At 52.8% G+C, this 26,683-nt stretch carries 30 protein-coding genes; 5 read left to right on the forward strand and 25 right to left on the reverse strand.

The window, feature by feature from the left end:
- Positions 1–171: 171 nt before the first annotated feature.
- The 4 genes from J2Z70_RS02410 to J2Z70_RS02425 all read right to left on the reverse strand — a co-directional run bounded on the left by J2Z70_RS02410 (position 172) and on the right by J2Z70_RS02425 (position 5,926).
- Positions 172–1,122 (reverse strand): hypothetical protein, encoded by a 951-nt coding sequence (locus tag J2Z70_RS02410; RefSeq protein WP_209868895.1) that lies wholly within the window; start codon positions 1,120–1,122, stop codon positions 172–174.
- The gene (locus J2Z70_RS02415; protein ID WP_209868897.1) at positions 1,119–1,676 is read right to left on the reverse strand and encodes an RNA polymerase sigma factor; all 558 of its coding nucleotides are present in this window, start codon (positions 1,674–1,676) and stop codon (positions 1,119–1,121) included. Before J2Z70_RS02415 ends, J2Z70_RS02410 begins: the two co-directional genes overlap by 4 nt.
- A gap of 148 nt (positions 1,677–1,824) precedes the next feature.
- Positions 1,825–5,367, reverse strand: coding sequence for a 3-keto-alpha-glucoside-1,2-lyase-like domain-containing protein (locus tag J2Z70_RS02420; protein WP_209868899.1), 3,543 nt, complete (start codon positions 5,365–5,367; stop codon positions 1,825–1,827).
- 184 nt (positions 5,368–5,551) lie between these two features.
- Complete coding sequence (locus J2Z70_RS02425; RefSeq protein ID WP_209868900.1) at positions 5,552–5,926, reverse strand: hypothetical protein; 375 nt, start codon at positions 5,924–5,926, stop codon at positions 5,552–5,554.
- Between the two features lie 335 nt (positions 5,927–6,261).
- Here J2Z70_RS02425 and J2Z70_RS02430 point away from each other — a divergent pair, with 335 nt between their 5' ends.
- Together J2Z70_RS02430 and J2Z70_RS02435 are read left to right on the forward strand one after the other, a co-directional pair.
- Entirely contained in the window at positions 6,262–7,170 is a 909-nt protein-coding gene (locus J2Z70_RS02430) for an alpha/beta hydrolase (protein ID WP_209868902.1), read from the forward strand.
- A gap of 94 nt (positions 7,171–7,264) precedes the next feature.
- Positions 7,265–8,026 carry a class I SAM-dependent methyltransferase gene (locus tag J2Z70_RS02435; protein WP_209868904.1) on the forward strand — a complete coding sequence of 254 codons (762 nt, stop codon included), beginning with the start codon at positions 7,265–7,267 and terminating at the stop codon, positions 8,024–8,026.
- 436 nt (positions 8,027–8,462) lie between these two features.
- Here J2Z70_RS02435 and J2Z70_RS02440 read toward each other — a convergent pair whose 3' ends face one another.
- The 13 genes from J2Z70_RS02440 to tnpA form a co-directional block, all read right to left on the reverse strand.
- Positions 8,463–8,942, reverse strand: coding sequence for an NUDIX hydrolase (locus J2Z70_RS02440; protein WP_209868905.1), 480 nt, complete (start codon positions 8,940–8,942; stop codon positions 8,463–8,465).
- 31 nt (positions 8,943–8,973) lie between these two features.
- Entirely contained in the window at positions 8,974–9,393 is a 420-nt protein-coding gene (locus tag J2Z70_RS02445) for a VOC family protein (protein WP_209868908.1), read from the reverse strand.
- Between the two features lie 75 nt (positions 9,394–9,468).
- Positions 9,469–10,458, reverse strand: a complete 990-nt coding sequence (locus tag J2Z70_RS02450) for a sigma-70 family RNA polymerase sigma factor (protein ID WP_209868910.1) — start codon at positions 10,456–10,458, stop codon at positions 9,469–9,471.
- Positions 10,455–11,543: an ankyrin repeat domain-containing protein gene (locus tag J2Z70_RS02455; RefSeq protein ID WP_209868912.1), complete on the reverse strand. Its 1,089-nt coding sequence runs from the start codon at positions 11,541–11,543 to the stop codon at positions 10,455–10,457. The genes J2Z70_RS02450 and J2Z70_RS02455 overlap by 4 nt, the downstream gene beginning before the upstream one ends.
- Before the next feature lie 25 nt (positions 11,544–11,568).
- Positions 11,569–12,306, reverse strand: coding sequence for a hypothetical protein (locus J2Z70_RS02460; protein ID WP_209868914.1), 738 nt, complete (start codon positions 12,304–12,306; stop codon positions 11,569–11,571).
- A 44-nt stretch (positions 12,307–12,350) separates the two neighbouring features.
- Positions 12,351–12,914: a DUF4303 domain-containing protein gene (locus tag J2Z70_RS02465; RefSeq protein ID WP_036722905.1), complete on the reverse strand. Its 564-nt coding sequence runs from the start codon at positions 12,912–12,914 to the stop codon at positions 12,351–12,353.
- Positions 12,915–12,916: 2 nt separating this feature from the next.
- On the reverse strand, positions 12,917–13,375 hold the full coding sequence (locus J2Z70_RS02470) for an SMI1/KNR4 family protein (protein ID WP_209868916.1): 459 nt from the start codon (positions 13,373–13,375) through the stop codon (positions 12,917–12,919).
- 33 nt (positions 13,376–13,408) lie between these two features.
- Positions 13,409–13,945: a hypothetical protein gene (locus J2Z70_RS02475; protein WP_209868918.1), complete on the reverse strand. Its 537-nt coding sequence runs from the start codon at positions 13,943–13,945 to the stop codon at positions 13,409–13,411.
- Between the two features lie 35 nt (positions 13,946–13,980).
- A complete protein-coding gene (locus tag J2Z70_RS02480; RefSeq protein WP_209868919.1) occupies positions 13,981–14,253 on the reverse strand; it encodes a hypothetical protein in 273 nt (90 codons plus the stop codon).
- A 34-nt stretch (positions 14,254–14,287) separates the two neighbouring features.
- Positions 14,288–14,911, reverse strand: a complete 624-nt coding sequence (locus tag J2Z70_RS02485) for a hypothetical protein (protein WP_209868921.1) — start codon at positions 14,909–14,911, stop codon at positions 14,288–14,290.
- Between the two features lie 6 nt (positions 14,912–14,917).
- A complete protein-coding gene (locus J2Z70_RS02490; RefSeq protein WP_209868923.1) occupies positions 14,918–15,490 on the reverse strand; it encodes a hypothetical protein in 573 nt (190 codons plus the stop codon).
- A 215-nt stretch (positions 15,491–15,705) separates the two neighbouring features.
- Positions 15,706–16,794, reverse strand: coding sequence for an RNA-guided endonuclease InsQ/TnpB family protein (locus tag J2Z70_RS02495; protein ID WP_209868924.1), 1,089 nt, complete (start codon positions 16,792–16,794; stop codon positions 15,706–15,708).
- Positions 16,766–17,164, reverse strand: coding sequence for an IS200/IS605 family transposase (gene tnpA, locus J2Z70_RS02500; protein WP_209868926.1), 399 nt, complete (start codon positions 17,162–17,164; stop codon positions 16,766–16,768). Before tnpA ends, J2Z70_RS02495 begins: the two co-directional genes overlap by 29 nt.
- Positions 17,165–17,321: 157 nt before the next feature.
- Between tnpA and J2Z70_RS02505 the strand changes: the two genes are divergently transcribed.
- Both J2Z70_RS02505 and J2Z70_RS02510 read left to right on the forward strand, forming a co-directional pair.
- Positions 17,322–17,948 (forward strand): pentapeptide repeat-containing protein, encoded by a 627-nt coding sequence (locus J2Z70_RS02505; RefSeq protein WP_209868928.1) that lies wholly within the window; start codon positions 17,322–17,324, stop codon positions 17,946–17,948.
- 87 nt (positions 17,949–18,035) lie between these two features.
- On the forward strand, positions 18,036–18,698 hold the full coding sequence (locus J2Z70_RS02510) for a glycosyltransferase (protein ID WP_209868930.1): 663 nt from the start codon (positions 18,036–18,038) through the stop codon (positions 18,696–18,698).
- A gap of 391 nt (positions 18,699–19,089) precedes the next feature.
- On the opposite strand, the gene J2Z70_RS02515 is transcribed toward J2Z70_RS02510, so the two are convergent.
- The 5 genes from J2Z70_RS02515 to J2Z70_RS02535 all read right to left on the reverse strand — a co-directional run bounded on the left by J2Z70_RS02515 (position 19,090) and on the right by J2Z70_RS02535 (position 22,935).
- On the reverse strand, positions 19,090–19,455 hold the full coding sequence (locus J2Z70_RS02515; RefSeq protein WP_209868932.1) for a GntR family transcriptional regulator: 366 nt from the start codon (positions 19,453–19,455) through the stop codon (positions 19,090–19,092).
- On the reverse strand, positions 19,452–20,108 hold the full coding sequence (locus tag J2Z70_RS02520; protein WP_209868934.1) for an ABC-2 transporter permease: 657 nt from the start codon (positions 20,106–20,108) through the stop codon (positions 19,452–19,454). Before J2Z70_RS02520 ends, J2Z70_RS02515 begins: the two co-directional genes overlap by 4 nt.
- A complete protein-coding gene (locus J2Z70_RS02525; RefSeq protein ID WP_209868936.1) occupies positions 20,101–20,955 on the reverse strand; it encodes an ABC transporter ATP-binding protein in 855 nt (284 codons plus the stop codon). The genes J2Z70_RS02520 and J2Z70_RS02525 overlap by 8 nt, the downstream gene beginning before the upstream one ends.
- Positions 20,956–21,027: 72 nt before the next feature.
- Positions 21,028–22,284, reverse strand: a complete 1,257-nt coding sequence (locus J2Z70_RS02530) for an acyltransferase family protein (protein WP_209868937.1) — start codon at positions 22,282–22,284, stop codon at positions 21,028–21,030.
- Positions 22,285–22,464: 180 nt separating this feature from the next.
- A complete protein-coding gene (locus tag J2Z70_RS02535; protein ID WP_036722922.1) occupies positions 22,465–22,935 on the reverse strand; it encodes a VOC family protein in 471 nt (156 codons plus the stop codon).
- A gap of 99 nt (positions 22,936–23,034) precedes the next feature.
- Here J2Z70_RS02535 and J2Z70_RS02540 point away from each other — a divergent pair, with 99 nt between their 5' ends.
- On the forward strand, positions 23,035–23,946 hold the full coding sequence (locus tag J2Z70_RS02540) for a helix-turn-helix transcriptional regulator (protein WP_209868939.1): 912 nt from the start codon (positions 23,035–23,037) through the stop codon (positions 23,944–23,946).
- Between the two features lie 54 nt (positions 23,947–24,000).
- Here the strand turns inward: J2Z70_RS02540 and J2Z70_RS02545 are convergent, their stop codons facing one another.
- Genes J2Z70_RS02545 through J2Z70_RS02555 form a run of 3 tightly spaced genes read right to left on the reverse strand, consistent with a single transcriptional unit; the run spans position 24,001 to position 26,630 of the window.
- Positions 24,001–24,930: a sensor histidine kinase gene (locus tag J2Z70_RS02545; RefSeq protein ID WP_209868941.1), complete on the reverse strand. Its 930-nt coding sequence runs from the start codon at positions 24,928–24,930 to the stop codon at positions 24,001–24,003.
- A 22-nt stretch (positions 24,931–24,952) separates the two neighbouring features.
- A complete protein-coding gene (locus tag J2Z70_RS02550; RefSeq protein WP_209868943.1) occupies positions 24,953–25,714 on the reverse strand; it encodes an ABC transporter permease in 762 nt (253 codons plus the stop codon).
- The gene (locus tag J2Z70_RS02555) at positions 25,707–26,630 is read right to left on the reverse strand and encodes an ATP-binding cassette domain-containing protein (RefSeq protein WP_209868945.1); all 924 of its coding nucleotides are present in this window, start codon (positions 26,628–26,630) and stop codon (positions 25,707–25,709) included. The genes J2Z70_RS02550 and J2Z70_RS02555 overlap by 8 nt, the downstream gene beginning before the upstream one ends.
- Positions 26,631–26,683 lie beyond the last annotated feature (53 nt).

Raw genomic sequence — 26,683 nt, forward strand, 5'->3', positions numbered from 1 at the left:
GTAATCAAGAATAGGCACAACTGTTTAAGAAGAAGTCGGGTAAAGATTAAAAGTTTCTTAAATTCTCAGCGCAGCAGCACATTCGGCCTGATCGCCCTCCCGCCAGCAGCAAAAAAAGCCGCAAACGGATGCTTCATCCATTCGCAGCTATATTCGTGTAGCGCAAACTCACTACTTCACCGGCTGTACCTCCATGACCTTATCCTTGAACCGATACGTTACGGCAACATTCTCTATGATCTCTGTGTCCCGGTAGGACAGGGAGCCCTCAAACGCTAACGTATCATTGTCCTTCCATGCCAGTTGGTCGGCATAGCTGTAATTCTCATGATCACTGCGCGTCCATGCCTCCAGCTTGCGCTGCGCGCCATGTCTGATCCTCGCCGACTCTACCAGCTCCGGGCTAATGGTTCCCTTCTCCACATCCAGGATTTGCACAAATTCACTCTTGTTAGAGCTGGTGACCACCGCAAGGAGCTTGCGGTCCGGGGACGGGAGGATTTCCTTAATGTACATCGAAGGGGCGGCGAAGCTGAAATACGGCTCCAGCACATCGTCCTTAATCCGCCACAGCACATTCTGGGTGCCATAATCCGAGTAATTGTTGAATAAGGCGAATATGATGCTCCCGTCGGCCATTTTGTGGAGATAGGGGCTGCGGTAGCTTTTGGACAGAACATCGATGGCAAAAGCCGCCGACTCCGCAATCCGCGGAGAATCGTCCGTCAGGAACGGCTGCAGCTTCTTCAGCGCCTGCTCACGCGCCTGCGGATCATTGAAGCTCTCCACCAGCCGGTTCACCGCAATGTAGACATGCTCATCGTTGCCGCTGGCTAACGCCTGCAGGAATTTGTCGGCCTCATACTTCACGGGAGGGGCCAGCTCCATGTCCTCTGCTGTCAGGTAACGGATGTAAGGCTCTGCCGCTTTGTTCTTCGTGTATTCTGTAGCGAGCAGTGCGGTAGCCGTTGAACTGTAGACGATCAGGCACGCGACCAGTACGATCCACCTTTTGGAGAACCGGCTTCTCCTGACTCTTCCCTTTGCTCCACTGTGTTCAGCCGCTTCAATGAGCGCATCATCAATCTGCCCGATCTCCCGGTATAGCTCTTCCCGTCTCATAGACGCACGCCCCCCTGCTCCAGATGTACTCTAAGCTTCTGTCTGACCCGGAATAAGCGGGACTTCACCTTGCTGGTGCCCATATTGAACCTGCTGGCAAGTGCCTCCACCGAATCCGAATACCAATATCGCCTGATAAAAAGCAGCCGCGCCTCCTCCTCCAGCCCGTACAGAAATTCATTGATCAACCGCGCGGTTTCACAGGCGGCATACTCGGTCTCCACCGTCTCTGCTGCGGGCAGGCAGTCCTCCAGCTCCTCCAGAATCACCTCAAGCTGGCGGCTCCGCTTCTTGGCCGTATTGTACCCATGTTTGTCGAGCGCGATATTGCGGGTGATCCGCCCCAGAAATACCTTTAGCCTGCGGGGCTGGTTAGGCGGGATAGCGTTCCATGCGGCCAGATAGGTGTCGTTCTCACACTCTTCCATATCGGAGGGGCTGGCGACAATATTCCTGGCGATTGCCCGGCAATACGCGCCGTATTTGCTCCGGGTTTCGGCAATGGCCTGCTGCGAGCGCTGCAAATATAGCTGGATAATTCCCTGATCTTCCATCTGCTAGTTTCTCCTTTGGCATCCTCTTATCTATATAGTAGAGAATTCCGGGCACCGGTTGCACTTATACGCTAATTATTTCAACAAAAAAATCCTGGCGCATAAGCATCACTGCTTACACACCAGGGTAGGTATAGCAATCTATAGGTTAACCGAGGACCGGCGGGTCCTGCTCAGTGGTGCTGTCTTCCTCCGCGTCTGCCGGTTTCGGGATGACCTTAAGGTCCACAATCAGGACATCCGTCAGCTCCGTATCTGCCCAGCCTGTGCCGTCCCACACCTGCTTGCGGTAGATAACCGTTATCTGGTAATCACCTACGGCAGCTGGAACATATTCAGCCTGATAGACCTCATCCGTTACGGTGAAGACGCCTGCCATACCATCCTCTGTGGAGCTCCAGGCTTCCGGATAATAACGCTCATCTCCGGGGGCAACAGGTGCCAGGCTCTGGTTATGGCCTTCAGCCGTCAGAGTAAGTGTCTCTCCTGCAAGCGGGCTGCCCGGGCTAACGCTGAGCCGGTTGCCTTCAGGCGTAACCGCTTCATACACATCTTGGGTTACCGTCTTAAGCGCATTGGCCGTCACCTTGTGTATCCCTGTAACGCGGGCATTATCGAACACCGCATTCTGAGAGGTTGTTCGGAAGCCGATCTTCCCTGCAGTTAATTCCGTTTGCGGGTTCGTCCATTCGAGCTTCAACTGGCCGTCCACAAAGCCTAGAATTCTATTCCCTTTGATGACCGCCTTCAGGGTATACCACTGGCCCGCAGCCGCATCGGCGAAAAGGGTGCTGGACACGGGGGTCAGCGTTCCGCCAACCGCCTTGAACAGCTCCAGCTTCTTGTCGTTGACATTGATCCGGTACATGTAATAGTTATTGGCGTCCTGCACCCGGAAAAGAATGCCGGCATTGGCATTCGCGATGGGAACCTTCACCTTGGCTTCCATAGCAATATCTTGCCATGAATCCCCGGCTGTAATGAGCCCTGTAGAATTTCCCTTCGTCTGGATCAGGGCTTTGGTGCTGCCGTCTGTAGTTACACTCCAGGTTCCGCTGGCAGCCGTCCAGCCCGTCGTATTCCCATCCTCAAAGTTATCCGTGAACCGGACAGAATTAGGATTGGCATCAATCGGGGGCTCGTCCACATCGGTAACCTGAATCGTGAAGCTTTTCTCCAAAGACAAGCCGTTCGCATCTATGCTCTTCACCCGGATGCTGTAGCTGCTCTTCGCTTCATAATCCGGCGTGGTGCGGAGAATCAGCCTGTCTCCCTGCGGGGCAATGGAGAAGCTGCTGTTATCGGCGTCGCCTTGCCCGGAAACCAACGCGTAAGTAAAGGTCTGGCCCGCATCCGGATGGGCTGTAGTGAAGGTACCCACTAGACCGCCTGGAGTAGTCAGCTCCGGCACCTGGGTAGCGCTGAGAGTGATATCCGTGGGCGGATTATGAATGGCGGTCACCTTGGCGTCATCATACCAGACCCCGGCTGAAGTGGTGCGGAAGCCGATTCCGCCCGAGGTTAATTCATTGACCGGATTGGTCCATGTCGTCTTCAGCGCTCCATCCACATACCCTTTGATGGTATTACCCTGGACCGTCGCCTTAAGGGTATACCATTGATTCTTGACAGGCACGAACGAGGTCGTCGAGACCTGCGTCAACGTTCCGGCTACAGCCTTGTAGAGCTCCAGCTGGCTTGTGCTGGCATTGATCCGGTACATATAGAAGTTGTTCTGATCCTGCACCCGGAAGACAATGCCTGCGTTCTCGCTTCCATTAATGAGAGGCAGTCTGGCTCTGGCTTCATACGTGTAATCCGTCCAGGACGCACCGGCCTTGGCGGTAATCAGCGCCGTTGTAGTCTGGCTAGTGGACAGCACCCGGTTCCCCGTCTGGTCAGTTACCGCCCAACTATTGGCACCTGAAGCTACGGTCCAATCCGGGAGCAGCCCGGAGGTGAAGTGATCGCTGAACCAGGCCTGATCCGTATTCGCGAAGACGACCCCGCTTACATTCTCATTCTTGATGCTCACCTTCAGATCACTGAGGGTTTTCGCCAGCGTTCCTTTGACCACTACATTTTCAAAAGTCACTCCGTTCACCATCCCGCCTCTGGTGGGGTTGCCCTGAATCGGGGAATCTCCTCCCGTAGCGCGGACATTGATGTTTCTCAGAATGACATTGCTTACATCGCCGGATGTGCTTGTGGAGACGCGCAGCCAGTAATTGCCGAACTGGTTGATGCCTACCCGTTCAATATCAATATTCTCGAAGGTCACATCCTTGGCCCACCCTTCGACCGGGAGCGGATTCTCTGTATACGCATGATCCACCAGCAGCGCCCGCGCGCTCTGATAGACATACGAATTGCGGATGGTTACGCCAATCTGCGGCGTGCATATGCCCATGCCCAGCTTGAAGGCGGCGCAGCGCGTCCAGGCGAAGCAGTCCTCGAACACCACATTCTCCAGATGCTCGATCGCTCCCGGCCAGTCCTTGGACATCCCTTTTTGCGGCCAGGTCTTGGTGGAGAAGGTGTCGTCATCCGAGATGGCAAGGGCGTGCTTCACCAACACGTTCTGGCTCTCGTTAATATCGATGGCATCATCCTCAAGCGTGAACAAGTCCTGGTATCCCTTATAGTTGGTGATGGTCACGTTATCCGAGCGGACCACCAGGAACGCCCAGAAGCCGCCGTCCCGCAGGGTTAACCCGTCGAACTTGAAGTTGCTGGTTGCCATCGGCACCACCAGGTTATTGATGAACCCCTCTCCCTGCTTATGGGTTGCAGGCGGGTTGGTCATCTTGCGTTTGCGCATTTCTATCCCTTTGCCGTCAATCGTTCCGCGTCCGCGCATGGTGATATTCACGGAATTGGTAGCGGTGCGGATAAAATAGGTTCCATCCGAGATCGAATCCTTGCGGAAGTCATTCCGGTAGTCCTCGCCCCGGCCTGTGCCGACGATGACTGCACCCCCGGCCAGGTAGAACGTAACATTGCTTTTCAGGGTCAGGTTGCTGCTCTTATATACGCCCGCCGGAATATACACGATACCGCCTCCGGCCTGATTGGCAGCATCAATCGCCTGCTGGATGGCACCCGAGGTGATCGTTGCGCCCGTCTTGTCAGCGTTGTATGGTGCAGCGGTCACATTGTAGATTCCCGGGCCGGAGGACGCGGGGATGTCTGTCTCCAGCGGATCGGCGGCGATCACGAGTCTTTTGCGGCGCTTGTCCGGGTCCTTCTCATTCGGGTCTTCGTTCGCAGGTGCATTAATATCCACGATCACATAGGTAGAGGCCGACAGGGTGAAGGTCAGCTTGTTGCCGTTGACCGTTCCTGTGATGTTCTTGGCCAGCGGGCTGATCGAATACGAGGTAATCGGCTTGTCTGCCGTTACCTCAAGGGTGACCGTTCCTTCAAAGGAGAATTGGGCGTAGTCATAATCAGGCAAATACTTGACGACGGGGACCGCCTCATTGTTCACCTTCAACGAGTAAACAGAAGACGGAGTATAGATAGACGGCATCGGGTAATTCTGGATGGTTGCAGGGCCAGCGGCGGCCACCTGCTGAACCGGTTCCGTTCCCGGTTCCGGTTCAGCCGCACCGGCGGTCTGTGGCGGGATGAATCCCGTGAATGCGACGGCAAGCACCAGCAGCAATCTCATTACTTTGCGAGTAAGCATAAATACCTCCTCCAGATCAATTTGGCTCCAGGCAACCGCTTTCAATTTCCAGCAGCATACATAGAGTCATTCCCTACTATAATCCCGGGCCAAAAAGAAAGGAGGGTGGCAAACCCACTCTCCAGGGACACAATTATACTGTTCTGCACCATCTGTTAACCTTAGATGTAATGCATTAGATGATTTAGATGAATGCTTCGAAACGCCCCTCTGCATTCACTGTCGCTGTCCGCGGATCCGTCTGGCCGATTCCCTTCAGGAACCCCTTCCACTCGGTCCTCATAGGCGGAGCCTGAACATTCTGGAGAGCTGTGCTTACGTCCGTGGAAGTGCTGCTGCCGGCTTTGCGTGCGAGCTGAACCTCCAGCAGCCGGATCTGCCGCTGCAGCTGCTCGCGGCGGTAGGGTACGGCCTCGGTGCCCGGTGCCGCGTTCACTCGGTCCAGCTCCAGCATCAGCCGGTCCCGCTGCTTCTCCAGGGAACTGACATCGCTCTGTGTGCCGCCGTAGGCCATGATGACCTGTACCGGACTGATTCCTGATACACTCTGTCCTATCATGATCCATCCCTCCAGTCCTTGGCTCCTGCCGCAATCCAGATGATTGTACATGTAACATTGCCGTGCCTGGGTTGCCGTAGCTCCAGTTATTGGCTTCTATATTTGTCTATTACCCCGCTTCTTCCGGTATGACTACAGCGTAGCCGCTAAATGGATCTAAAATCTATCAAAAAATCCCAAAAGATAATTTACATAATATGCTAAATATGGTATCCTAATGTTGGATGCGCTTACATTGAATGTCGGGAAAGGAGGGCTCTGCTTTATAGAGGGACCTAAGAGGACGGATGAATCAGGTTTGACCTAATCTATTTAAACTAAGGAGGATATGTGAAATGAAGAAGATTATGACCCGTATTGCCGCTTTGGCTCTGACGGCAGCGCTGATGCTGCCGGCTATGTCTTATGCATCACCTGTAGTCGAGGAGCAGGATCTGAGCCTCTCTGCGGATGCCGCCGCTGCAGCTGTAACCAGTACCATCACGCCTGCTCCGCAAGGCTATGACGGATACCGTAATAATATTCCCCACGGCAACGTACAGCAGATTTCTTATTATTCGACTACTGTAGGCAAGTCAAGAAACGCGATGGTGTACACCCCTCCGGGTTATACCCCTTCCAAGACCTACAACGTTCTCTACCTGCTGCACGGCATCGGCGGGGATCAGAACGAATGGCTGAACGGGATGAATCCGCGGAACATTCTGGACAACCTGTACTCCCAGAACAAGCTGGAGCCGATGATTGTCGTATTCCCGAATGGCCGCGCCATGGCGGATGACCGTCCGATCGGCGATATTTATGCACCGGACAAGGTAGCCGCCTTCGAGCGGTTTGAATTTGACCTGATTAATGATCTCATTCCTTACGTTGACTCTCACTTCCCGGTATACAAAAACAAGCAAAACCGCGCCCTCGCCGGCTTATCCATGGGCGGCGGACAAACGTTGAACTTCGGCCTGAAGCATTTGGACAAGTTCTCCTGGATCGGCGCGTTCTCCTCTGCTCCGAATACGAAATCGGCCTCACAGCTGATCACCAATCCGGCGCAGACGGCCAGCCAGCTGAAGCTGCTCTGGATCTCCTGCGGCGCTTCGGACGGCCTGCTCTATGTCAGCCAGAATTTCCATAACAGCCTGACCAGCATGAATGTTCCGCATCTGTGGTATCTGGATGTAGGCGGACATGAAGGCAAGGTCTGGAGCAGCGGACTGTATCAGTTCTCGCAGCGGATCTTCAAGTAACTCCCGTCATAGCCTGCCCTCCCCCGATCCGTTAAGGTAGGGGGAGGGCAGTTGTGCTTAATAAGGCCCGGCCAACGATAAGGAGGGCAATATGGTGAGTGCGATAACGGATTACTATGATTCCTATGATGAGGAGGGAAGGCTGTCCAGGGATAACGGTCATCAGATCGAATGGATCACAACGATGGCGCACTTCAAGAAGCTGTATAAGCAGGAATCTTACATTCTTGACGGCTGCGCAGGGACAGGGAATTACTCTTTTCCACTGGCAGAATTGGGGCATAAGGTTGTAGCCGGAGATCTCGTTCCTCATAATGTAGACATCATCAGAGAGAAGCAGCGCATACGCCCGGTGTTGGCTGATATGTATACAGGAAACATCACGGATTTATCCCGTTTTGACAGCGAAATTTTTGATGTTGTTTTGAACATGGGAGCCTTTTATCATATCGGCAATGAAGACCGGCAGCTTGCCATGGCCGAATGCCTTCGCGTGCTGAAACCAGGAGGGCTGCTTGCGGTCTCCTATATTAACAATGCAGCAGTTTCGTTATTAGGCGTAGGCGATAGACTAGGAAATATGGAAGATGTACTTACCTGGCATGCCAACCAAACGAAAGATGGTCTATTCCTACATATGTCTCCCTCTGAAATGGAACACATGGCAGCTGCCTATCACACAGAGATCGTGGCCCATATTGGAACAGACGGGGTCGGTTATTTGTTTGCTAAGCAAATCAATGAGGCACAGCAAGAAGATTTTGAACGCTGGCTTCAGTTTCATCTGCAGACCTGTGAGGACAAGAATCTGCTCGGGTATAGTTTGCATGCACTGGCCATTCTGCGCAAAGGATAAAAAACGGACCCGCCCAGTTGACGATTTACGCTACCATTCACGACCGCACATGGGCACATCCGATCAACTTCCAGTGCCGGCAGATTGTATTCGGTTTTTCGATTACAATTGGTCCGTGCGCCCACGCAACGCCAAATGTATTCGGTTTTTCGATTACATCTGGCCCACGTGCCCATGCAATGCCGAATGTGATCGGTTTTTCGCCTACATTGGGCTCACGCGCCCACGTAACGCCCAATGTGTTCGGTTTTTCGCCTACATTGAGCTCACGCGCCCACGCAACGCCCAATGTGTTCGGTTTTTCGCCTACATTGGGCTCACGCGCCCACGCAACGCCCAATGTGTTCGGTTTTTCGATTACATTTTGGCAGATGCATTCTCCCAGCAAGCAAAAGAAGGCTGCACGCTCATCGCGTGCAGCCCTTCTCCGGCCCTCTTATGGCGTGTCAACACGTAGCCACTCTGCTGGAGTCTTCTTGATGAAATGCTTCTCGATCGAAGCAAGCACGGCATCATTTCCCGGTAATGCGGCCCGTTCGATGGCTTCATTCACCGGCAGCCATTCATAATCACTATGTTCATGATTAAGAATGACATCCTGCGTCTCATCCACGTATCCCACGAACACTGGGGCGACGTAGATATAGTTCTCTTTTGCCGAATAGATCTGGTCGAAGGTATTGGAGGTGTAGAGAGCGACCCGGGTAATCCCCGTCTCTTCCCGAATCTCCCTTAATGCAGCCTCCCACGCTAGTTCCCCTTCTTCAATGCCCCCGCCGATATAGCACCAGGCATCCCTGAGTACCGAACCGGCCCGCTTCAGTAACAGGACATGATGACCAGAGGGTGTATTCTTCAGCAATACTACGGCAATTCCTGTACAGCGTATGGGTACTTCAACGTTCGTCTTCATCATGCCCGATACTCTCTCCTATTCGTCCTTTACTCTATCCAAGCTCGGTATAGATCTGGAATGTCACCCCGAACTTGTCCGTCAAATCGCCGAAGCCCGGGCTGAACGGCTCCTCCCGAAACGGCATATTAACCTCCCCGCCCTCCTGCAGCGCATCAAAAATTCTCCGTGACTCCTCCACGCTGTCCGTAGTAACGCAGACCGTTACCCGCTTCCCGCTCTCAATCGGCGTACCGCCGGGAGCATCTGAGAACATCAGCTCCGTGCCGCCCACCTGTACCTTGGCATGGGCCACCAGACTCCGTACCTCATCCGGGAACGTGTCCGGGAGATCCGGCATATCACCATACGTCAGGATGGAAAGGACCTCAGCCCCCATAACCTGTCCATAGAACTGAATAGCCTCCTGCGTGCGCCCCTCCAGGGTGATGTAGGGAGTAAGTTTGACTGACATTGTGTGTTCCTCCTTGAGTTCGAATTGGAATTACCTGTGTGATTCATTAGTATAGACGTTCCGGCCGCGGCAGAATCATCGGTGTTCCGGCAATCCGAAGCAAATAAATAATTCAGCATCTATAAAATGATGAACATGCGCGATCTTCCCCCCGCTCAGCTCAAGCACATGAATCGCCCACGGGACAAGCAATCCGTCTTCTCCAGAGGGAACATACTGGGCAAATGCGGGCCGGTTCCCGTTCACCCGGACAGGCATCATCCGTGATCCCACACAGTGGCTGCGTGTGATCTGGTAGAAGGCCGCGAGATTCGCGCCGCCTTGCACCCACATTGTAAATGGCGGCATCGACAGGCTGCCATTCTCCTGGAATAAGGCCAACAACGCATTAATATTGTATTGTTCAAAAGCCTCCACGTACAGGGTAATCAGCCCTTCGTCCACTTCGTCATCGTCAGCCTGCAGTGCCTCGGACCGGAGCTGTGCCTTGGCCATGGTTGCCCGTGCCCGCTGCACCGCGCTGTTCACCGCGGCCACGGTCATCTCCAGTGCCCCGGCGGTCTCGGCTGCCGACCACCGGAACACCTCCTGCAGAATCAGCACGGCACGCTGCCGGGGCGGCAGCAGCTGCAGCAGCGCAATGAAGGACAGCCGGAGGGTCTCTCTGCTGACCAGAATATTACCAGGATCATCCACATAGCCCGGAGCGGGCCAGATCCAGGAATGCTGAGGCAGGCTCTCCCTAGGCTCCGTAACCACAGCAGCCGGTTCCGAGAGATCCATCGGCAGCGCCCGCCGCTTGGCGCTTCTCAGCCGGTCAAGACAGACATTGGTAGCAATCCGGTACACCCAAGCCCGGAGGGAGGCCTGCTGCCTCATCTGCTCCTGATGCTTCCAGGCCCGGATTATGGTATCCTGGACGGCATCCTCAGCCTCGAAGATGGAGCCCATCATCCGGTAACAATACCCGATTAGCTCGGAGCGCATGTCCTCCAGCCCGTTCAGGATCTCATGGGTCTCATCGGTCTCATGGTTATAATTCACTTCAGACAGTCTCTCCTTCATGATCCGTCCAGCTCTCCCTCCATAAACTGTATGAGGTAGTGTTCAGGCTGCGCAACAAATTCCGGGAAGCTGCACAAATCTGCATACGTCTGATGCTCCACATCGTAACAGCCAAGCTGCCCCTTCTTCTGCGGATTCCAGACCAGCACCAGACCGGAGTAATTATCGATATCGGCAGACAGCCGCAGCAGCTTGCGCCTCCCGGCCTTCATCTCTATCGTGTCAGTGAAGCTGAAGAAGTCGATGTACCCGATCTTATATTCATTAGGGGCCAGCGTCAGGCGCAGCTCGTCCCCAGTAAGGAATTGGACCAGTTCATCCGGCAGTTTATATTTGGCCAGCTCGTATTTCTTGTTCTCCACATTATGAACATCCGGCGGTTCCAACGCTTTCAGGTATTCCGCCATAGCGGCATGCTTGCTGCTGACCGCAATCGTATACGGCCGCTCACCGTCCTTCTCCGTCATCATAAGGTCCGCACCGCGTTCCACCAGGAAACGGACCATGTTTATATTCCCCATCCGGGCAGCCACTGTCAGCGGCGTCGCCCCGTAAGGATAGACCATATCCGGCTTGTTGTAGTTGATGTCCACTCCCTGATCCAGCAGATAGGTAAGCGTCTTCAGATCATGGTCCGAGGCGGCTTGCCGCAGCACGGCACCGGCATGTTGCCGGATGTCCAGACCCAGCTCATGGATCAGCGGGATATTCTTTTTGTTGCCATAGTAGGCTTGTGAATAAGCACCCGATCCCGTCCGGCTGAGCAGGTCCAGCTTCGCGCCGTGTGCAGCAAGGTATCTGACCATCTCCTCCTTCCCATAACGGACTGCCCGCAGAAAAGCCGGATTCTGAGGTACATTCAGCTTCGCGCCATGCTCCACCAGCAGCTTCACCACCTCGGTCTGCTGCGTGATAATCGCCAGGTCGAGCGGGCTGACTGTGGTATGCTTGCTAAGCTCTAGCCCCGCTTCAATATCCCAGCCCGCAGCAATGGCAGCCTGCAGGGCCGGAACATCCCCCTGATAGATCTGCATCGCCCGCTCCGGCAGCACCTCGAATTTCCCTATGTCCTTCAGGACAATCATCCGCACTCCTCCTTATTCTTCACTCCTATGAATACAGCACGCATCCCTTAGACAGAAGCCACTCTTTCATCTTGGCAGATACCTGCCCGGCAGCCTGCTCATAGAAGATGGCTACCTCCTGCCCACCCGCCAGATTCAGGCGGATATAGCCCCCCAGCTCCCGGTAGAACAGGTAGCAGACGTAAGGATTCTCAATGAAGAGATCCGGCGGATGGTCCGTCCGGCACAGGTCAGCCAGCTCCGTGAGCGCCAGCTGGCCCGCTCCCGGCGGCATCCGCAGGAAGAGATGTTCGCGCGTCCCGGTCCACGGCTCATAATAGACGCTCTCCTCTTGGCTCCGCCCATACATCCGGAGGTAGATGCCGTCCAGGATCAGGGCATAGCTCTCTTCCTTCTCCTGTTCCCCGGATGGCAGCGGGATTGCTTGAATCTGTTCTGCATGACGAGGCAGCCATAGCAGCCCGTCCACCTTGGGATGAACCGCCAAGAAATCACCGTCCACAGTGGTCCCGATAGCGGTACACTCGCCGATCTGCTGCTCCGTTATAGGGCTATCCTGATCATGCTCCCATAATCCGTATTCGGCAAACGGCCGCAGCACCTCTGTGTCAGGGGTCTGCACATTCATCCAGCCCCGATACGTTCCTTCGCCGTACTGCTGCAAGAACCGGATATAGGCTGGAGGATACAGACCTGAACTCTCCGCTTCAAGCATGTGCCTGTGATGCTCTGACAGCCCCTTGGGCTCAGATACGATATACATTCATCATTCCCCCGGTTTCCTGCGTGAGTTATTCATCAATAACCTTATTCTGCCGCTTCCTCCAGCCAGGCCCGCATCGCCGGAGCTTCCGCCCGGTTCAGCCGCAGGGCAATGTCCGTATTCCCCTCATCCGGCGGCATTACTTCGGCAAGCACACATACGTCCTCCCTGGGCTGATTGAGCGCGAACAGACCCTCAGCATCCATCATCCGCATCGCCAGCTCCATGGCCCCCAGTCTCATAATGAACTCATCGTTCCATGCCTCATCCTCAAGCTCCGTAATAGACGGACGTGCCTGGAATAACCGCTTGACCTCATCGAAATACTCATCTCCGAAGCAGCAATACGGCGAATCGGCATAAGACCATTTAATCAGCTCGGCGATCTCTGCTGCCGGTGTGCTGCCGCCCTCTGCCTGTCTGGCCGCCTCCTGCTCCAGGGCCTCCCGTGACCAGGCGGAGAGGCTTGGTGCATGTCCCTCGCCCGTTGTATATAACGTACAGTAATAATAATGCTCCCCATTCGCAAAAAGCGCGCGGAACGACCTCCGGGCCGCCTCCGCAATCTCCGCCGCCAGCCGCTCCACTTCCTTCTGTGCCGCATTCATGGCTACTTCCTCTCGTCGATCAGCTGTTCCAGGAATCCGGCGAACGTTGGGGCATACTCCTCAATCAGATCATTCATGAGGTCATAGCGCATGACCGAGAACTCCCCCTGTTCATCCGGGGAAGAGGTGTCGAAGTAATACAGATCATCGCTGTCCGGCACAAACAGGTCCATTCGATGTGGAAACCGGGATACCCACCATTCCTCCGCCAGATTCAGCCTGTGGATATACAGCAGATCCCAGTCGGTATACTCCCTATCCTCAGGAGCAACCAGCGTCAGAATTTGACCGTCCCCCAGGCTCCCACCTCCATAACGGGCCAGCCACCAGCGGTAAGACGGCGGCAGCTTGAAGCCTAATTCCGCCTCGGCTTCAGCAATCCAGCTCTCCTCGGCCCCATGGCCGGGAAACCACCTTATAGCGGAAGGCTTGCTCAATTTCTCTGTCAGACGCTCATACATAGGTATGCTCCTCTCTCCCACATAGAGGGATGATTATAGATTATCAGGATGAACAGCAGCTGGCGCATCGTCATTCATGCGCAGCAGGATATACTCAATCTCCTCCAGCGGCAGCTTCAAGGTCCGGCTAACCTCATGGAGTCCCATCTCCCGGGAGAGGAGGAGGCGTGCCTGATGGATTTTCCCTTCCAGCCAGTTATTCGCCAGCATCCAGCATTTCACCCGTTCCATCAGCTCCGCTTGGGCAGTCTTACCGGCATGCTTGGTATATTTGGCAATGGGCTCTGCCAGATAGCTGTACAGGTGAATGCCCAAGGCCTCGCGCTGCTCATTCTTGGACATACGCTGGTACACTTCATAGCTGAGGCTGATATCCAAATAGAGGGTATGATCCCCGCTGTCAAAGCGTCTGAACGTTCTCCGTCCATAGCTATCAGGCAATACCCGGAACACCACAAAGATATCATAGGGAAATTCCCATGTATTCGCCAGTTCCTCTAACGGAATCAATTCATCTCTGAGTACACCCACACATGTTCCATGGGTATCCAGCGTAAAACCCAGTTGCATATTAGCACCCCTCCCCCGCTTAAGACACGCTTGAACTATTCCCCCCTTCTATAGGCATCTGCCAGCTGGACCAGATACCAGACGGCCGCACCGGTCAGAGCTGCGAACAGCAGATTAATACAGCCGAATACAAGAAATAACTTGGCTTTGCCCGGCCCGATCCGTACAGCAGCAACGAGCTGGAGAATCGCAGGGAGCAGGAACATCAGCCAGGAGACGGTGATCAGCTTTTCGGTCTTGAAGCTCCACCATACCGCACAGCATGATAGAGCTAGCACTCCCCAGGTACAGATCAACTTCAGCGCCATCTGTTCCCCTCCCTTTCATAGATAATCCAATAGATCAGCTTCGCCCTGGCTGCCCATGGATCACGAGTCCATATTGTCTGACCATCCACGAGTCGCTTAAGTCTTCAGCCGCAGCACGGCTTATGCGTACAGAGGGCTTCTGTTCCTCCATCGCCTCCGGGTCTTGCGCGGAGAAGCGGAGAGGCTTGGTCATTTTTTGAATAGAGCCGGTAACTTCCTTGTACAGGGCATAGCTCAGCGGCTTGTGCTCCCGGACATCCTCATAGAGATAATACTCTCCTTGCTCATCCTGAGCATTGACGCGGTGCCCCTTAGGGCAGGAGATCAGAATACAAGGCAGCTCATTCTCTGCCCATTGCCCGTGATAGGGAATAGAAACCCCCTCATTTCTCGCAAAAAAACCAAAGCTCTCCGTATCCGGCAGAACCGCCATCGAATAGATGAAGAAGGGGCGCACCCCGCTCTCTTTTTCCGTGGCTGTATAATATTGATAGAAGGCGCGATACGCCTCCACCACCTGATTCTGATCATGCTCTGTATGGGTATAATTGGTTAAATAGTACCGCACCTGCGTTGGCTCCAGAAGCTCTACGACTCTCTTAAGCTCCTCGGGTGTGATGAAGAAGCGCAGCTTGTAGAATCCGCTGTTTTTTAGCATCTTCTTCTACCATTCATAGGTAACAAAGCGTGCTCTGAGCGTCTCTTCATACGGTAACCATTCCGCATCGCTCCATAGAGACATTCCAGTAATTTCGGACAGCCGCTCCACCGCTTGCTCCGGGCTGGTAAGGCTGATGAATCCGCCGAAGTTCTCCTCCTCCGCTTGCATGCCGAGCACCCGCTGGATATATTCGTCTGCTGTACGCTCTTCCCGCAGCTGTTCATACTCCTCCCGGGTCCACGGCTCACAGAAGATTCGTTCGGCCTGGATCTCCCCCTGTTCAAAGAACGACAGCTCGAAGATCTCCTCATTCATGTATGCCACCGTCATCACCGGCTCCTGTAGAAGCCCGGACAACGTTCTGCCAACCTTTTTCACCGTACCCCATACGAAATAATCGTGAAGCACGCTGATCCAGCCCTCATTACTTTGGCTTACATAGATAACGGCCTTACGCTCCGGTGCCTCAGGATAACCCAATACTTTACCATGCTTGTGGATTAGCTCCTGTAAGGCTTGAAGGGTCTTCTCCAGGTCACCTGACTTGATATGCAGATTTGCAAACGATCTTCCCACGGGTGGATGGCCTCCTTTAATGGCTTGTCTATAGTTACTTGGCATACTAACATATAAACTAGATTTCATTTATTTTACCAAATTAATTTGAACCTCCACACCCTTAAAAGAGTGGGATTCTTAGCTAGTTAGCGAGCGCATACGTTTCCGCTTTGCCCTACTGCTAAGTTAAGGGCGAGTTCATTCGCCCATCCTAGATCAGAGCTTATAGCTATCTAGGCTGGCAGACTGTTACCATCTGCCACAGGTTGACGCATGATGTTGATGGCACCGACCCGATCTCGATGTGCTGTGTAACCGCAGTCGCACTGATACGTTCGATCCTTTGCTTTGTTCCGCTCTCCACAAGAGGGACAGCTTTGCGAGGTGTATGCCGGATTCACTTCAACCACTTGGATTCCAACGAGTGCCGCCTTATACCCGATGAACATTTGCAACTGATAGAACGACCATTGATGCAGATTCTTAGCGTTTTTACGACTTGTTCTTGTCGTCTTACGGATATTCGTCAGCTTCTCTAGCTTGATGACAGACACCTTTTCTTGAATCGCCATATTCACGATCTGGCGGCTGATTTTGTGATTCTGATCTTTCATATAACGACTTTCCTTGTCGTTCTGTTTACGGATTGCGGATAGCTTTTTAAGCTTTCCTAATTTGCGGCGATAGCTACGGTACTTACGGCGAACAAACTTGTTTTTACGTCCATTTCCGCAAAATTTGGTCTTGCCACTAGAGGTTACGACAACAGCAGGAACTTTCAAGCCTAAATCAATCCCCATCACTTCATGACCATCGGCTTGCTCAGTGGGGCGTTCGATTGAAATTTGAACAAACCATTTCGCTGATTTTTGGACCACACGCAGAAGTCCAAGCTTCCCATTCGAAAGCATGTCCCGCTCCCGATCCGAAAGAAGCGCAGGGACCACAAGACGTTGTACTTTTCCATCCAGGATCACGGGGAAAGAAATATAGTTGCCCCAAATCGTATAATTTTGATTGTTCACGTAGTACACCCTCTTTTGGAGAAGAGGTCGCTTCTTCGTTTTCTTGAACCGCTGAAATAGGCTTTTGGCGTCTCGAATCACTTGATTCTTTACGGCAGAGGGTAGATTGGCATGAACGGTTTTTGAAGTTAGTTTCGGAAACGTTCCAGACCTTTCAGCTTGCTCCGTTAATTCGTTCACGGTTCGGATGTATTCGTTGCCCATATCCAGCAATACAGACGGTTGGGTTGGAAAAATGCGGATTTGAATCGTTACGGTTTGCAGGGTCTCACCCCCTTGTTTTTTGTTCCTCAACATATCGTTTGATCGTTTCGCTTGACACGTTCCCTGCGGTACTGACAAAGTAGGAACGAGTCCAGAGGGAAGGCAAGTGGTTCAAGTGCTTAAATTGTTCACGGAGGCGCCGGGAAGTGATTCTTTTCAGTTTCGCCATAAGTTCTGCGGGAGCATCGGTTGGCAGTGCGTTTAGAAAAATATGCACATGATCAGGCATGACTTCCATTGCGAGTAGCTGCCAATCATGTTCGGTACATATCTCCATTACAATTTGCTTAAACTGAATCTCCACTTGATCGACTAATATTTTACGTCTGTACCTAGGGCAAAAAACAAAATGATAGTTAATGAATGATACGGTTGTTTTGGTATTTCTGTAGGATTGTCTCATACCTAAATTGTAACAGTTAATTATTTTAACTGCTACAAAAACATGAGCTCATTTAATACAATTTTTACAACATAAGGATGTCCTTTAAACAAAGACGATTCATCCCACCCCTAAAGGAGTGGGCTTTCCCGACCAATTTCTGTAAGGAGGATCTACCTTGAATAAGAAATTCCTCATAGCCAGATGGCAGGACGACCAGCTCTCTGAAGTGAACCTCCGTCTAGCCGCTATTTCCGGTAAACATAATCTCCATCAAAAAGACCGCTCCTTTCCCATCTCCCCTTATGGACAGACGGAAACAGGGCTCAAGGATTACCGGGGAGTTACCCTGACCGAGAGCATACAGTACCTCACTCTACAGGATATTGATTTCTCTTATTCACGCTTCGAGGATTCTGCAAGCCCCAACACCTCATCGCTGACTCATTGTCGCCTGGACGGGGTAAGACTCGACAACAGATTCGTGACCCATACCTTTGGCCACTGTTCCTTCCGGGGAGCGAAGCTGAATGGTGCCAGAATGGGCAAGGCGTTCCATGATTGTGATTTTACAGGCTGCAACTTAAGCAAAGTGATCGCAAATGATGTGTCCTTCACCCGCTGCCGCTTTGATGGCGCCAACTTCCGTAGTGCCTTATTGTTGTATTGCCGGTTCGAGGAATGCAGCTTTGAGGGAGCGCTGTTTCAAAACGGCTCGATCGCCGGAAGCCGCTTTGCGGGAGAGGCCCGCTTGCTCCCTGAGTGGGGGAATACGGTAATGGATCATGTTAAATTTGAGGAGTGATGCAGCCTGCAATAGATCCGCATGTAACCATCCCGATTAGCCATAATAATACAGATTCTCTCATCCCACCCAAAGGAGCAGTTGATCTTGAAAAAGCTATGGCTAATGGTGTTCACCCTCACGCTCGTATTCAATCTGGCACAAGCCGGAGGAACGGTGCAGGCCCAAGCGGCAGGCGGCGGTAAAAAGGAGGCAGCCTGCTGGAGCACGCAGAAGGTGCAGCTGAGAAGCGAGATGCAGCAGGTGTGGATCGACCACACCATATGGACGCACAACTATATTGTCAGCGCCCTCTACAATAACCCGGATCAGAAAGAAGTGTTGGCACGGCTGCTAAGGAACCAGGAGGACATCGGTAATGTCTTTAAGCCTTATTACGGGGAGGCGAACGGCAACAAGCTGGCCGGACTGCTCAAGGAGCATATTCAGATCGCCGGACAGATTGTCGCGGCTGCCCAGAAAGGCAATGCGGCAGATGTGCAGAAGCTGCAGGCGGATTGGCACAGGAACGCCGATGAGATTGCCCGCTTCCTGAGCGGACTGAATCCGAACTGGTCCTCCAAAGGAGTGCAGGACATGCTGTACGAGCATCTTCAGCTCGTCACGGACATCGTGCTTGATATCCTCAAAGGAGACTACGCCGCTTCCATTGCTGCCACCGATAAAAACGAGGTCCACATGATTCATTTTGCCGACCTGCTTACGGAAGGCATTGTGAAGCAGTTCCCGGAGAAATTTCAGCGAAAATAGACTGACTGTCCTGTAAATGGACGAACATAGCGGACACAAAAAAGGCTTTTCATCTTCCCGTAAGGGATCGTGAAAAGCCTTTAGGCGCCGCTCCCCGGTACCATTGTGGTCGGTTTTTCGATTACATTTCGCCTGCGAGCCGTCCCCGGTCCCATTGTGATCGGTTTTTCGATTACATTTGGCCTTCGCGCCAATCCCGGTCCCATTGTAGTCGGTTTTTCGATTACATTTGGCCTTTGCGCCAATCCCGGTCCCATTGTAGTCGGTTTTTCGATTACATTTGGCCTTCGCGCACCCACGCCCTGCTCAATTACAAGCATAATTCCTAACAACAAACAGGCTTTTCTGCTCCCATTGGAAGAGGGATTGCGAAAAGCCTGTTTCGGTGTACTTAGTAGATCTTCCCCAGCAGTGCGATCACTTCATCAAGCGTAAGGCCAAAAGACTTGTAATACTGAATGTCGCCCTCCATCTGCTTCAAGACCATCTCGTTACGAATCCGCAGCATCTCATCCGGTGAGAATTCGGCGACAAAACAGCCTTTGCCGGTTACCGTGTGGATCAAGCCGTTCCGCTCCAGTTCCTCCCAGGCCTTCTTCACCGTGATGACACTGACATGCAGCTCCAGGGCAGCCTGCCGGATGGGGGGTAAGCAATAGCCGCTTTCCAGCTCGCCACCAAGAATCTGTGCGCTGATCTGTTCATGCAGCTGCTGGTAGATCGGCTTGTCGGAGGTGCTGGAGATCGTTACGTTCATAAGATCTCCACTTTCAGGAATCTTCGTACCGCAATCCGGTAGGCCATCAGGGTGAAGGCTGCGAAAATGAGGATGCCCCCGATCAGAATCGAGAACTGAAGTGCCGCATTGCCGGTCCCGGAGCCGTAGAAAATGCCGTGCATCCAGCTATTCTGAATTCCGGCCCATTGGACCAGGCCCGCGAACAGGATCGCCGCAGCCGTCGATGCAGTCGTAGCCGCGCCATACTTATATGCCGTCTTGTAGTACATAGTGATAAATATAAGGTTGAACACCGCCAGCATAATGAAGCACAAGCCCCAGAAGCCCATATAAGGCGGAAAGAAAATGTAAGTCATCTGCGGATACAGGCGGAACGTAAAGATACTGAAGATCATGGCAATGAGCAGATGCATAAGCTCAAGAATAACAATCACAGCTATTCTGGACTTCACGATGTCCGGTTTGGTCACAGGCATCATCGTGCTGAATATGAGATCATTCTGACTCTTAAATCCGCCGAACATGTTCGGTACGGTGATGAAGCAGAAATACAGCGGAACCAGGAAGTAGACCCACCCCGGAATGAGCATCAGACCGCCTAAAATTAAAGGTAATATGAAGAACCAGGGGTTAACGCCTAGCTTCAAATCCTTCAGCACCAAATTATACATATACACCCTCCTTTTTCGCAAAGTAGATCATGATGTCGTCGAGAGTCGGGATGGCCGTGTTAAGCGACCAAGCGGGATCGATATCTCGGGCATGAATCAATCCGGTGAAGCCGAAGGAGTTGATTTTGCAGGAGATCAGCTTCCCCTTCACTTCGTTAAGCTGCGACTCGCTGCCGCTAAGTAACCGGTACGACTCCTTGAACTCGTTCTTCTCGCTACTTGCCACAATCTGCCCTTGCTCAATGAAGGTGATATAATCCGCACAGCGCTCGAGGTCAGAGGTAATATGCGTGGAGAACAGAATGCTGATCTCGCCGCCCATGATAAGCTCCTGGAAAATATCCAGCAGATCGTCTCTGGAGACCGGATCGAGTCCGCTGGTCGGCTCATCCAGAATCAGCAGCCTGGCGCCATGCGATAAGGCTAGAGTCAGGCTGTACTTCACCTTCATCCCGGTGGACAGCTCCGCTATTTTTTTATTCTCATCCAGCTTGAACCGGTTCAGATAGCTGTAATACGTCTCGTCACTCCAGTTCTTATAGAACTTCTTCGTAATACCCGTCAGCGTCTTAAGCCTGCTGCGTGTATAGAAATCGATATCGCCGAAGGCGCAGCCGATGTCCTGCTTCAATTCTGTTTCATGTTCAGCGATGTTCTTGCCCAGAATGCTGATCTCGCCGCTGTCGGCCTGAACCATATTCAGGATCGATTTGATCGTGGTGGTCTTGCCCGCACCGTTGACCCCGATGAAGCCCATGATATAACCCTGCTCCAATTGAAAAGAGACGTCTTTGATCTGAAAATTAGGATATTTTTTATTTAAATTCCGGATATCTAAAGCCAGCATAACTAACCCCCTCAACAAATTGTGTATTCCGTGTATACACAATGTATCATGGGGGTTATGAAAAAGTCAATCCTATGCGGCTGTAGAGGGTGAGGACTCCTTCGGCTTGCGCCGGAAGAACGGCTTACCTTTGGACCAGTTAATGAACGGCTGTTCTATGGCGTAATACGAAATAGTGGCCGCTGCGTAAGAGATGACCACAACAGACATACTGATACCCAGCCAGCGCCACACATCCCTGACCCCGGAGTAATGGAAATCCTGAATGCCGTACTTCTCGATTAAGGTAATGAACAGATAGTGCCATATGTAGAGGCCGAAGGACACTTTGGCCGTATACCGGAACAAGCGGTTATCCAGCACACGCCCGGCGAACCGGCTGAACGGTGCCGAGAACAGCACGATTCCGAACAATATGGCATAGACCGGGAATAGATACGGCTGCTGCTGGAGACTGAAGTCGAATTCGCCCGCGTGGCGCATCCGCCAGATCAGGAGACCGGCAAGACCCAGAGCAAGTACTGCGGCGGCATCGAACACGCCGAGCCTGCTGAGCCGTTCCACTCTGGAGCGGCGCTGCAGCAAGGCATTCGTGATCCCCGCCGCCAGAATCCCGATGGTGAAGTGGCCGAAGAAGCCGACCGGATTGTATCTCGGCATCCAGAATTTCGCGCCGCCGACCTGGCCATAGTCCCAGCCCCGGCCCTGCTCGCTTGGAGTAAACCAATGATGAATGAGGGCATTGGCGGCAAGCACCAACCCAAATACGGCGACCCAGAACAGGATCGCCTTACTGAAGGAATGCCGCTTGCCGAGCAGGAATAACACCGCCATGAAGAGTGGCATCAGCAGGTAGCAGAATACCTCGAAGCTGATCGACCAGAGCGGCCCGTTCAAGTCGGAGGGGAAGAACGTGGTGTAGTGGAAGCCCGATGTGAAGGTGAAGGCTGTGACAATACGCCGCCCTAAGTACTCCATCGGAATATCCAGCCTCCAGGTCAGGAACAGACACACCAGCAGGGACACATAGAAGCCGGGCATGATTCTCGCGGCACGGCGCAGCGTGTACGTCCGCAGGCTTGGATATGGATCGTTATTCAGATACGCACTCCAGAAGGGGAACGACAGCAGGAAGCCGCTTAGCAGAAAAAACAAGCTGACCCCGCTGTTCCCCAGAAGCAGCACGGATTGCAGCTCCTGGAGCCAGGGTTTTTGTGCGGGCATGATCAGCTTTTGCGACAAGTGATGCAGGATGACTGACAGGCAGGCGATCGCACGAACGCCATCCGCTCCAGATAACCGGGTATTGCTCAGACGAAGGTTTGACATCAGCTCAACTTCCTCTTTTCATGAGTGATTCCTGAACGGATGGCCGCCAGCAACACAACCACCATAGCCATAAATTCACTACTCTATTCGCTTAGGCGATATACACCGGTATCAGGTACTCCTATCTTTCAATGCATGATGGATAAATCCTTCCACTCTTCCGCATTCTTCCAAAATATTTCAGAGCTTGCCCCGGCTGGCCAGCACATTATCAAGGAATTGCACGGCATCACTGTTGAACTTCCACCCAATGCCGAACTTATCCACGATCATCCCGAAGCATGAAGACCATGGTGTGCTGGAGAGCGGCATGATAACTGTTCCTCCCTGGGACAGCTGATTATAGTACTCTTCGAGCTTCTGCTTGTCCTCAATGACGAGACTGATCATGAGGTTGTTCCCCTTCACCAGTTCGCCTGTAACCTGCTGCATAGAGGGTAACAGGTCGGACATCATAATTGTCCCGCCCTCGAATGCTAGAGAAGACTCCATAATCATCGCTAACTCATTGGCCGGCAGGGGATAGTTCGGGTCCTGCGGAATATCTCCGAATGTAACCTTCTTCACTGTAGTGGCCTGCAAAGCCTCCGCATAGAATTCAATCGCTTCTCCGGCAACACCATCGAAATTAATATAGGCAATAGCTGACATAAAGCATAACCTCCTCCTTAAGATAAATGTAGTATAATACACGATAGGTGACGGCTGTATGTCACCGTTTCACACTTCACTTAAGAAAGAGGGAACCGGATGGACAAGGTGGAGCGGCTGATTACCATCATCATGATTCTGCTCAAAAAAGATATTGTGCCCAGCTCAGAGTTCGCACAATTATTCGGCGTGTCCAAACGGACGATTCTCCGCGATATGGAAGCGCTCAGCCTGGCGCACATTCCTATATACGCCACACCCGGCGTGCAGGGCGGCTACGGCATTATGGAAGAATACAAGATGGACAAGCGGCTGCTGAGCAGCTCCGATCTGGAGAATATACTGGCTGCGCTCGGCGGGCTGGAGCAAATTCTGATCAGCGAAGACGTTGCCATGACGCTACGAAAAATAGAAGCGATGGTTAGCCCGCTCGCTTCTAAGGGATCGGTTCAGCTGTCCTTCTATGGCTGGGAGGGACGCGCGGAGCTTGCCGGAGCCATGAAGCTCTGTCAGGAGGCCATCGCCGGGAGCTGGCTGCTCTCTTTTGACTATACCGATAGAACAGGTACTCCCACAACACGGACAGTGGAGCCGTATCAGCTTCATTTCAGTGAATCGAGCTGGTATCTGAAGGGCTTCTGCCTGGAGCGGATGGGCGCGCGGATGTTCAAGCTCTCCCGGATGGAGCAGCTGGAGCGGATGAAACAGACCTTCAGCCCCAGAGCGGATATGCTGAATCAGGCACGGGAGGCTGAAGTTCCGCCGCAGTTAACCGAAGTGAAGGCGCTGATCTCGCCGGGGATTAAGGATCAATTCATTGAACGTTATGGCCGCAAGAGCATCGAAGCCTATAACGCGGAACAACTGCTGGCTACGTTCTATATTCCGCAGCACCCGATCGGATATCAATTCCTGGTAGGCTTCGGCACCCATCTGGAGATTATGGAGCCGAAGGACTACCGTGAAGAATTCCGTAAGTACCTGCTTGAAATGATGAGCCGGTATACGTAAAAGTCGCTATGCAGAGGAGCCGGCTGTCATGAGGCTGGATTTCCCACGCACTGTTCAACGGTAATGAGGATGCGCTTCGCCCGGTGACCACAGCGGCCAGCAGCAGATCATAGTTAAGTTATCTCCGTGCAGCTCCGCAGTCAAGGTACCGTTCATCTTGTTCATGAGGCTTTTGGCAATAGACAGGCCCAATCCTGAGCCTTGCCCTGACCGGGTACGGTCCACCGTATAGAAGCGGTCGAACAGCAGCCTTACATCCATGTCGGATAGGTCCCTCGCTTCGTTCACAATGCGGAGCTCTGCTGTCGTCTCCCGCCGCTTGAAACAGATGGACACCTGGCCGGTAGCGTGCTTCAACGTATTGATAAGCAGGTTCTCAACGACCCTCCGCACGGCCGATTCGTCAGCATATACTGCTACCGGTTCCTTTGGAAGCCGGATGTCCGGCGTCAGTCCCCGCTCATTGAATGAATCGTAGAAACCGACCAGTGTGTCCGATAACAGAACGGTCATTACAATCCGCTCGGTTTTAAGCTGATGATCCGCAGATTCAATCAAGGACAGCTCGAAAAAATCGTTCAACAGCGCCTGAAGCCGCTTTGTCCGGTTCTTGACAACATCAAGGTATTCGCGCTTCTCCTCAGGCGTAATCGGTTCAACTTCCAGCAATTGAATATAGCCAAAGATTGAGGTTAGCGGAGTACGGATGTCATGGGACATATTGGAGATTGCCTGACGCAGCTCATTCTCCGTCCGTCTCCGGTTAGCTTCCGCTTCAACGACCAGATCGGACTGGCGGTTAATCTGGCCTGCAAGCGATTCGAGCCGCTTGTCAAATAGGTTCACCTCCAGCTTTTTACCGGTGGTCCGTTCATTATAACGGCGAAGCTGTCCGGTCATCCGTCCCAGCTCCCGCCTTAGTACCAAGAGATGGGCCAGCAGGAGAGCCGCCGCTGTGACGGATATAAGCGTTAGGATGAACAAGACTCTCCGCTCCCCTCTTCCTTTACTTAATTTCCTTCTTCCGAAACACAAGAACTCCCAGTAGCCCGGAGACGACAATGGTCAGCAGGGGCACAAGCAGGAGAGCAGGCACATCCCCGCCGTCTATCCGGGTCTTGCCGATGTCTCCCAGCAGCTTGAATACCGAGTAATCGTACACTGTAGTGAACACAGGGATATATTCCCCCAAGCCTCCTAGTATCGTATTGATCATCAGGAAGAAGACCATCAGGAAGCTGATTGTCTTGCCGCTCTCGGTGAACATTGCTGTGAATAATGCCCCGATCGCTGCGTAGGCAGCAGTGTACAACAGCGTGAATCTAAGGACCCGGGGGAGGAAAAAGGCATCCACGCCTTCCGGCAACTGGCCGAAGCCTGAGAGCATTGATACTTCAGCCAAGCTGACTAACGGGAATATCAAAGAAATCATCATGGCTCCCGCTGAGAATCCAATAAGCTTGGCTGCGTACAGCCGCCCCCGGTCATTGCCTGACGATGCAACCGTCTTCATCACGCCTGTCGTATATTCGCTGGCGATGAAGAATCCCGCCAATGCGGCGATGCTGAATTTGATGATATAACCATTGCTTGCCACAAATTTAATCAGAAATTCAGCACCGGTGAACTGCGGCTTGCCGCCAGACTTATTATCGATATAGTAGAGCAGAGGATATGCCAGAGAGAGTGCGGCGATGATGAGCACCAGCACATGGAACGACCGGTCCTTGCGCAGCTTGAACAGCTCGGCTCTGATGAGGTTATACATTCCCGGCACCTCCGATCCGCTTCATGAAATAGCTCTCCAGGTCTTCACCCATCGGCATGAGCTGCTCAATGGTAAGACCTGCGGAGAATAGCGCCGTAGATACCTTGCCGGATTGCTCCCTATATCCGTACAGCTTAATGGCTCCATCCGGCATCACCTCGAAGTCTGTAGTGCCCAGCTCGTTCTGAATCACCATGGCCGCCCTGTCCGGCTGATCCGCTTTGATATGCACATACTGCTGGCATTTATCGTTCAATTCCCGGGCCGTAAGCTGCTCCAGCAGCTTGCCGTGATGGATAATGCCATAGTGGCTGGCAAGCAAATGCAGCTCACTCAGAACATGACTGGAGATCAGAATGGTTAACCCCCGTTCATGATTGAGCCGCTTCAGCAGTTCGCGCATTTCGATAACACTCATCGGATCAAGCCCATTGGTCGGCTCGTCCAGAATCAGAAATTCCGAGTCGCTTAGCATGGCAATGGCAAGGCCCAGCCGCTGCTTCATGCCCAGTGAGAAATTCTTCACCTTCTTCCGGCCTGTCCCCTGTAGACCAACCAATTCGAGCATTCTGCTGATGCAATCTTTGCCGGGAATGCCCCGGAGGAGACGGTTCACCTCCAGATTCTCGCTGGCTGTCATATGCGGGAACAACGAGGGACCTTCAATAATCAGCCCCATCCGCTTACGGGCCTCAGTCAGCTCCCGTTCCGTACCGGTACCGAATAACTCAATCGTTCCTTCCGATGGAAAGGCAAGTCCGGCGACAATACGCATCAGCGTCGATTTGCCGGCTCCATTCTGCCCAATAAAGCCATAGATCGAGCCTTTTCGGATCGATACATTCACTTTATCCAGCGCTACACTGCCTTTGAATCGCTTGCTTAATTGATTCGTTTGCAATACATATTCACTCATTGCTGTCTTGGCCCCCCTTATGTGATAGACCAAGTATAGAAATCAAAGCTTAA

It is taken from the genome of Paenibacillus silagei (assembly GCF_017874735.1).
Classification (GTDB): Bacteria; Bacillota; Bacilli; order Paenibacillales; family Paenibacillaceae; genus Paenibacillus_AQ; species Paenibacillus_AQ silagei.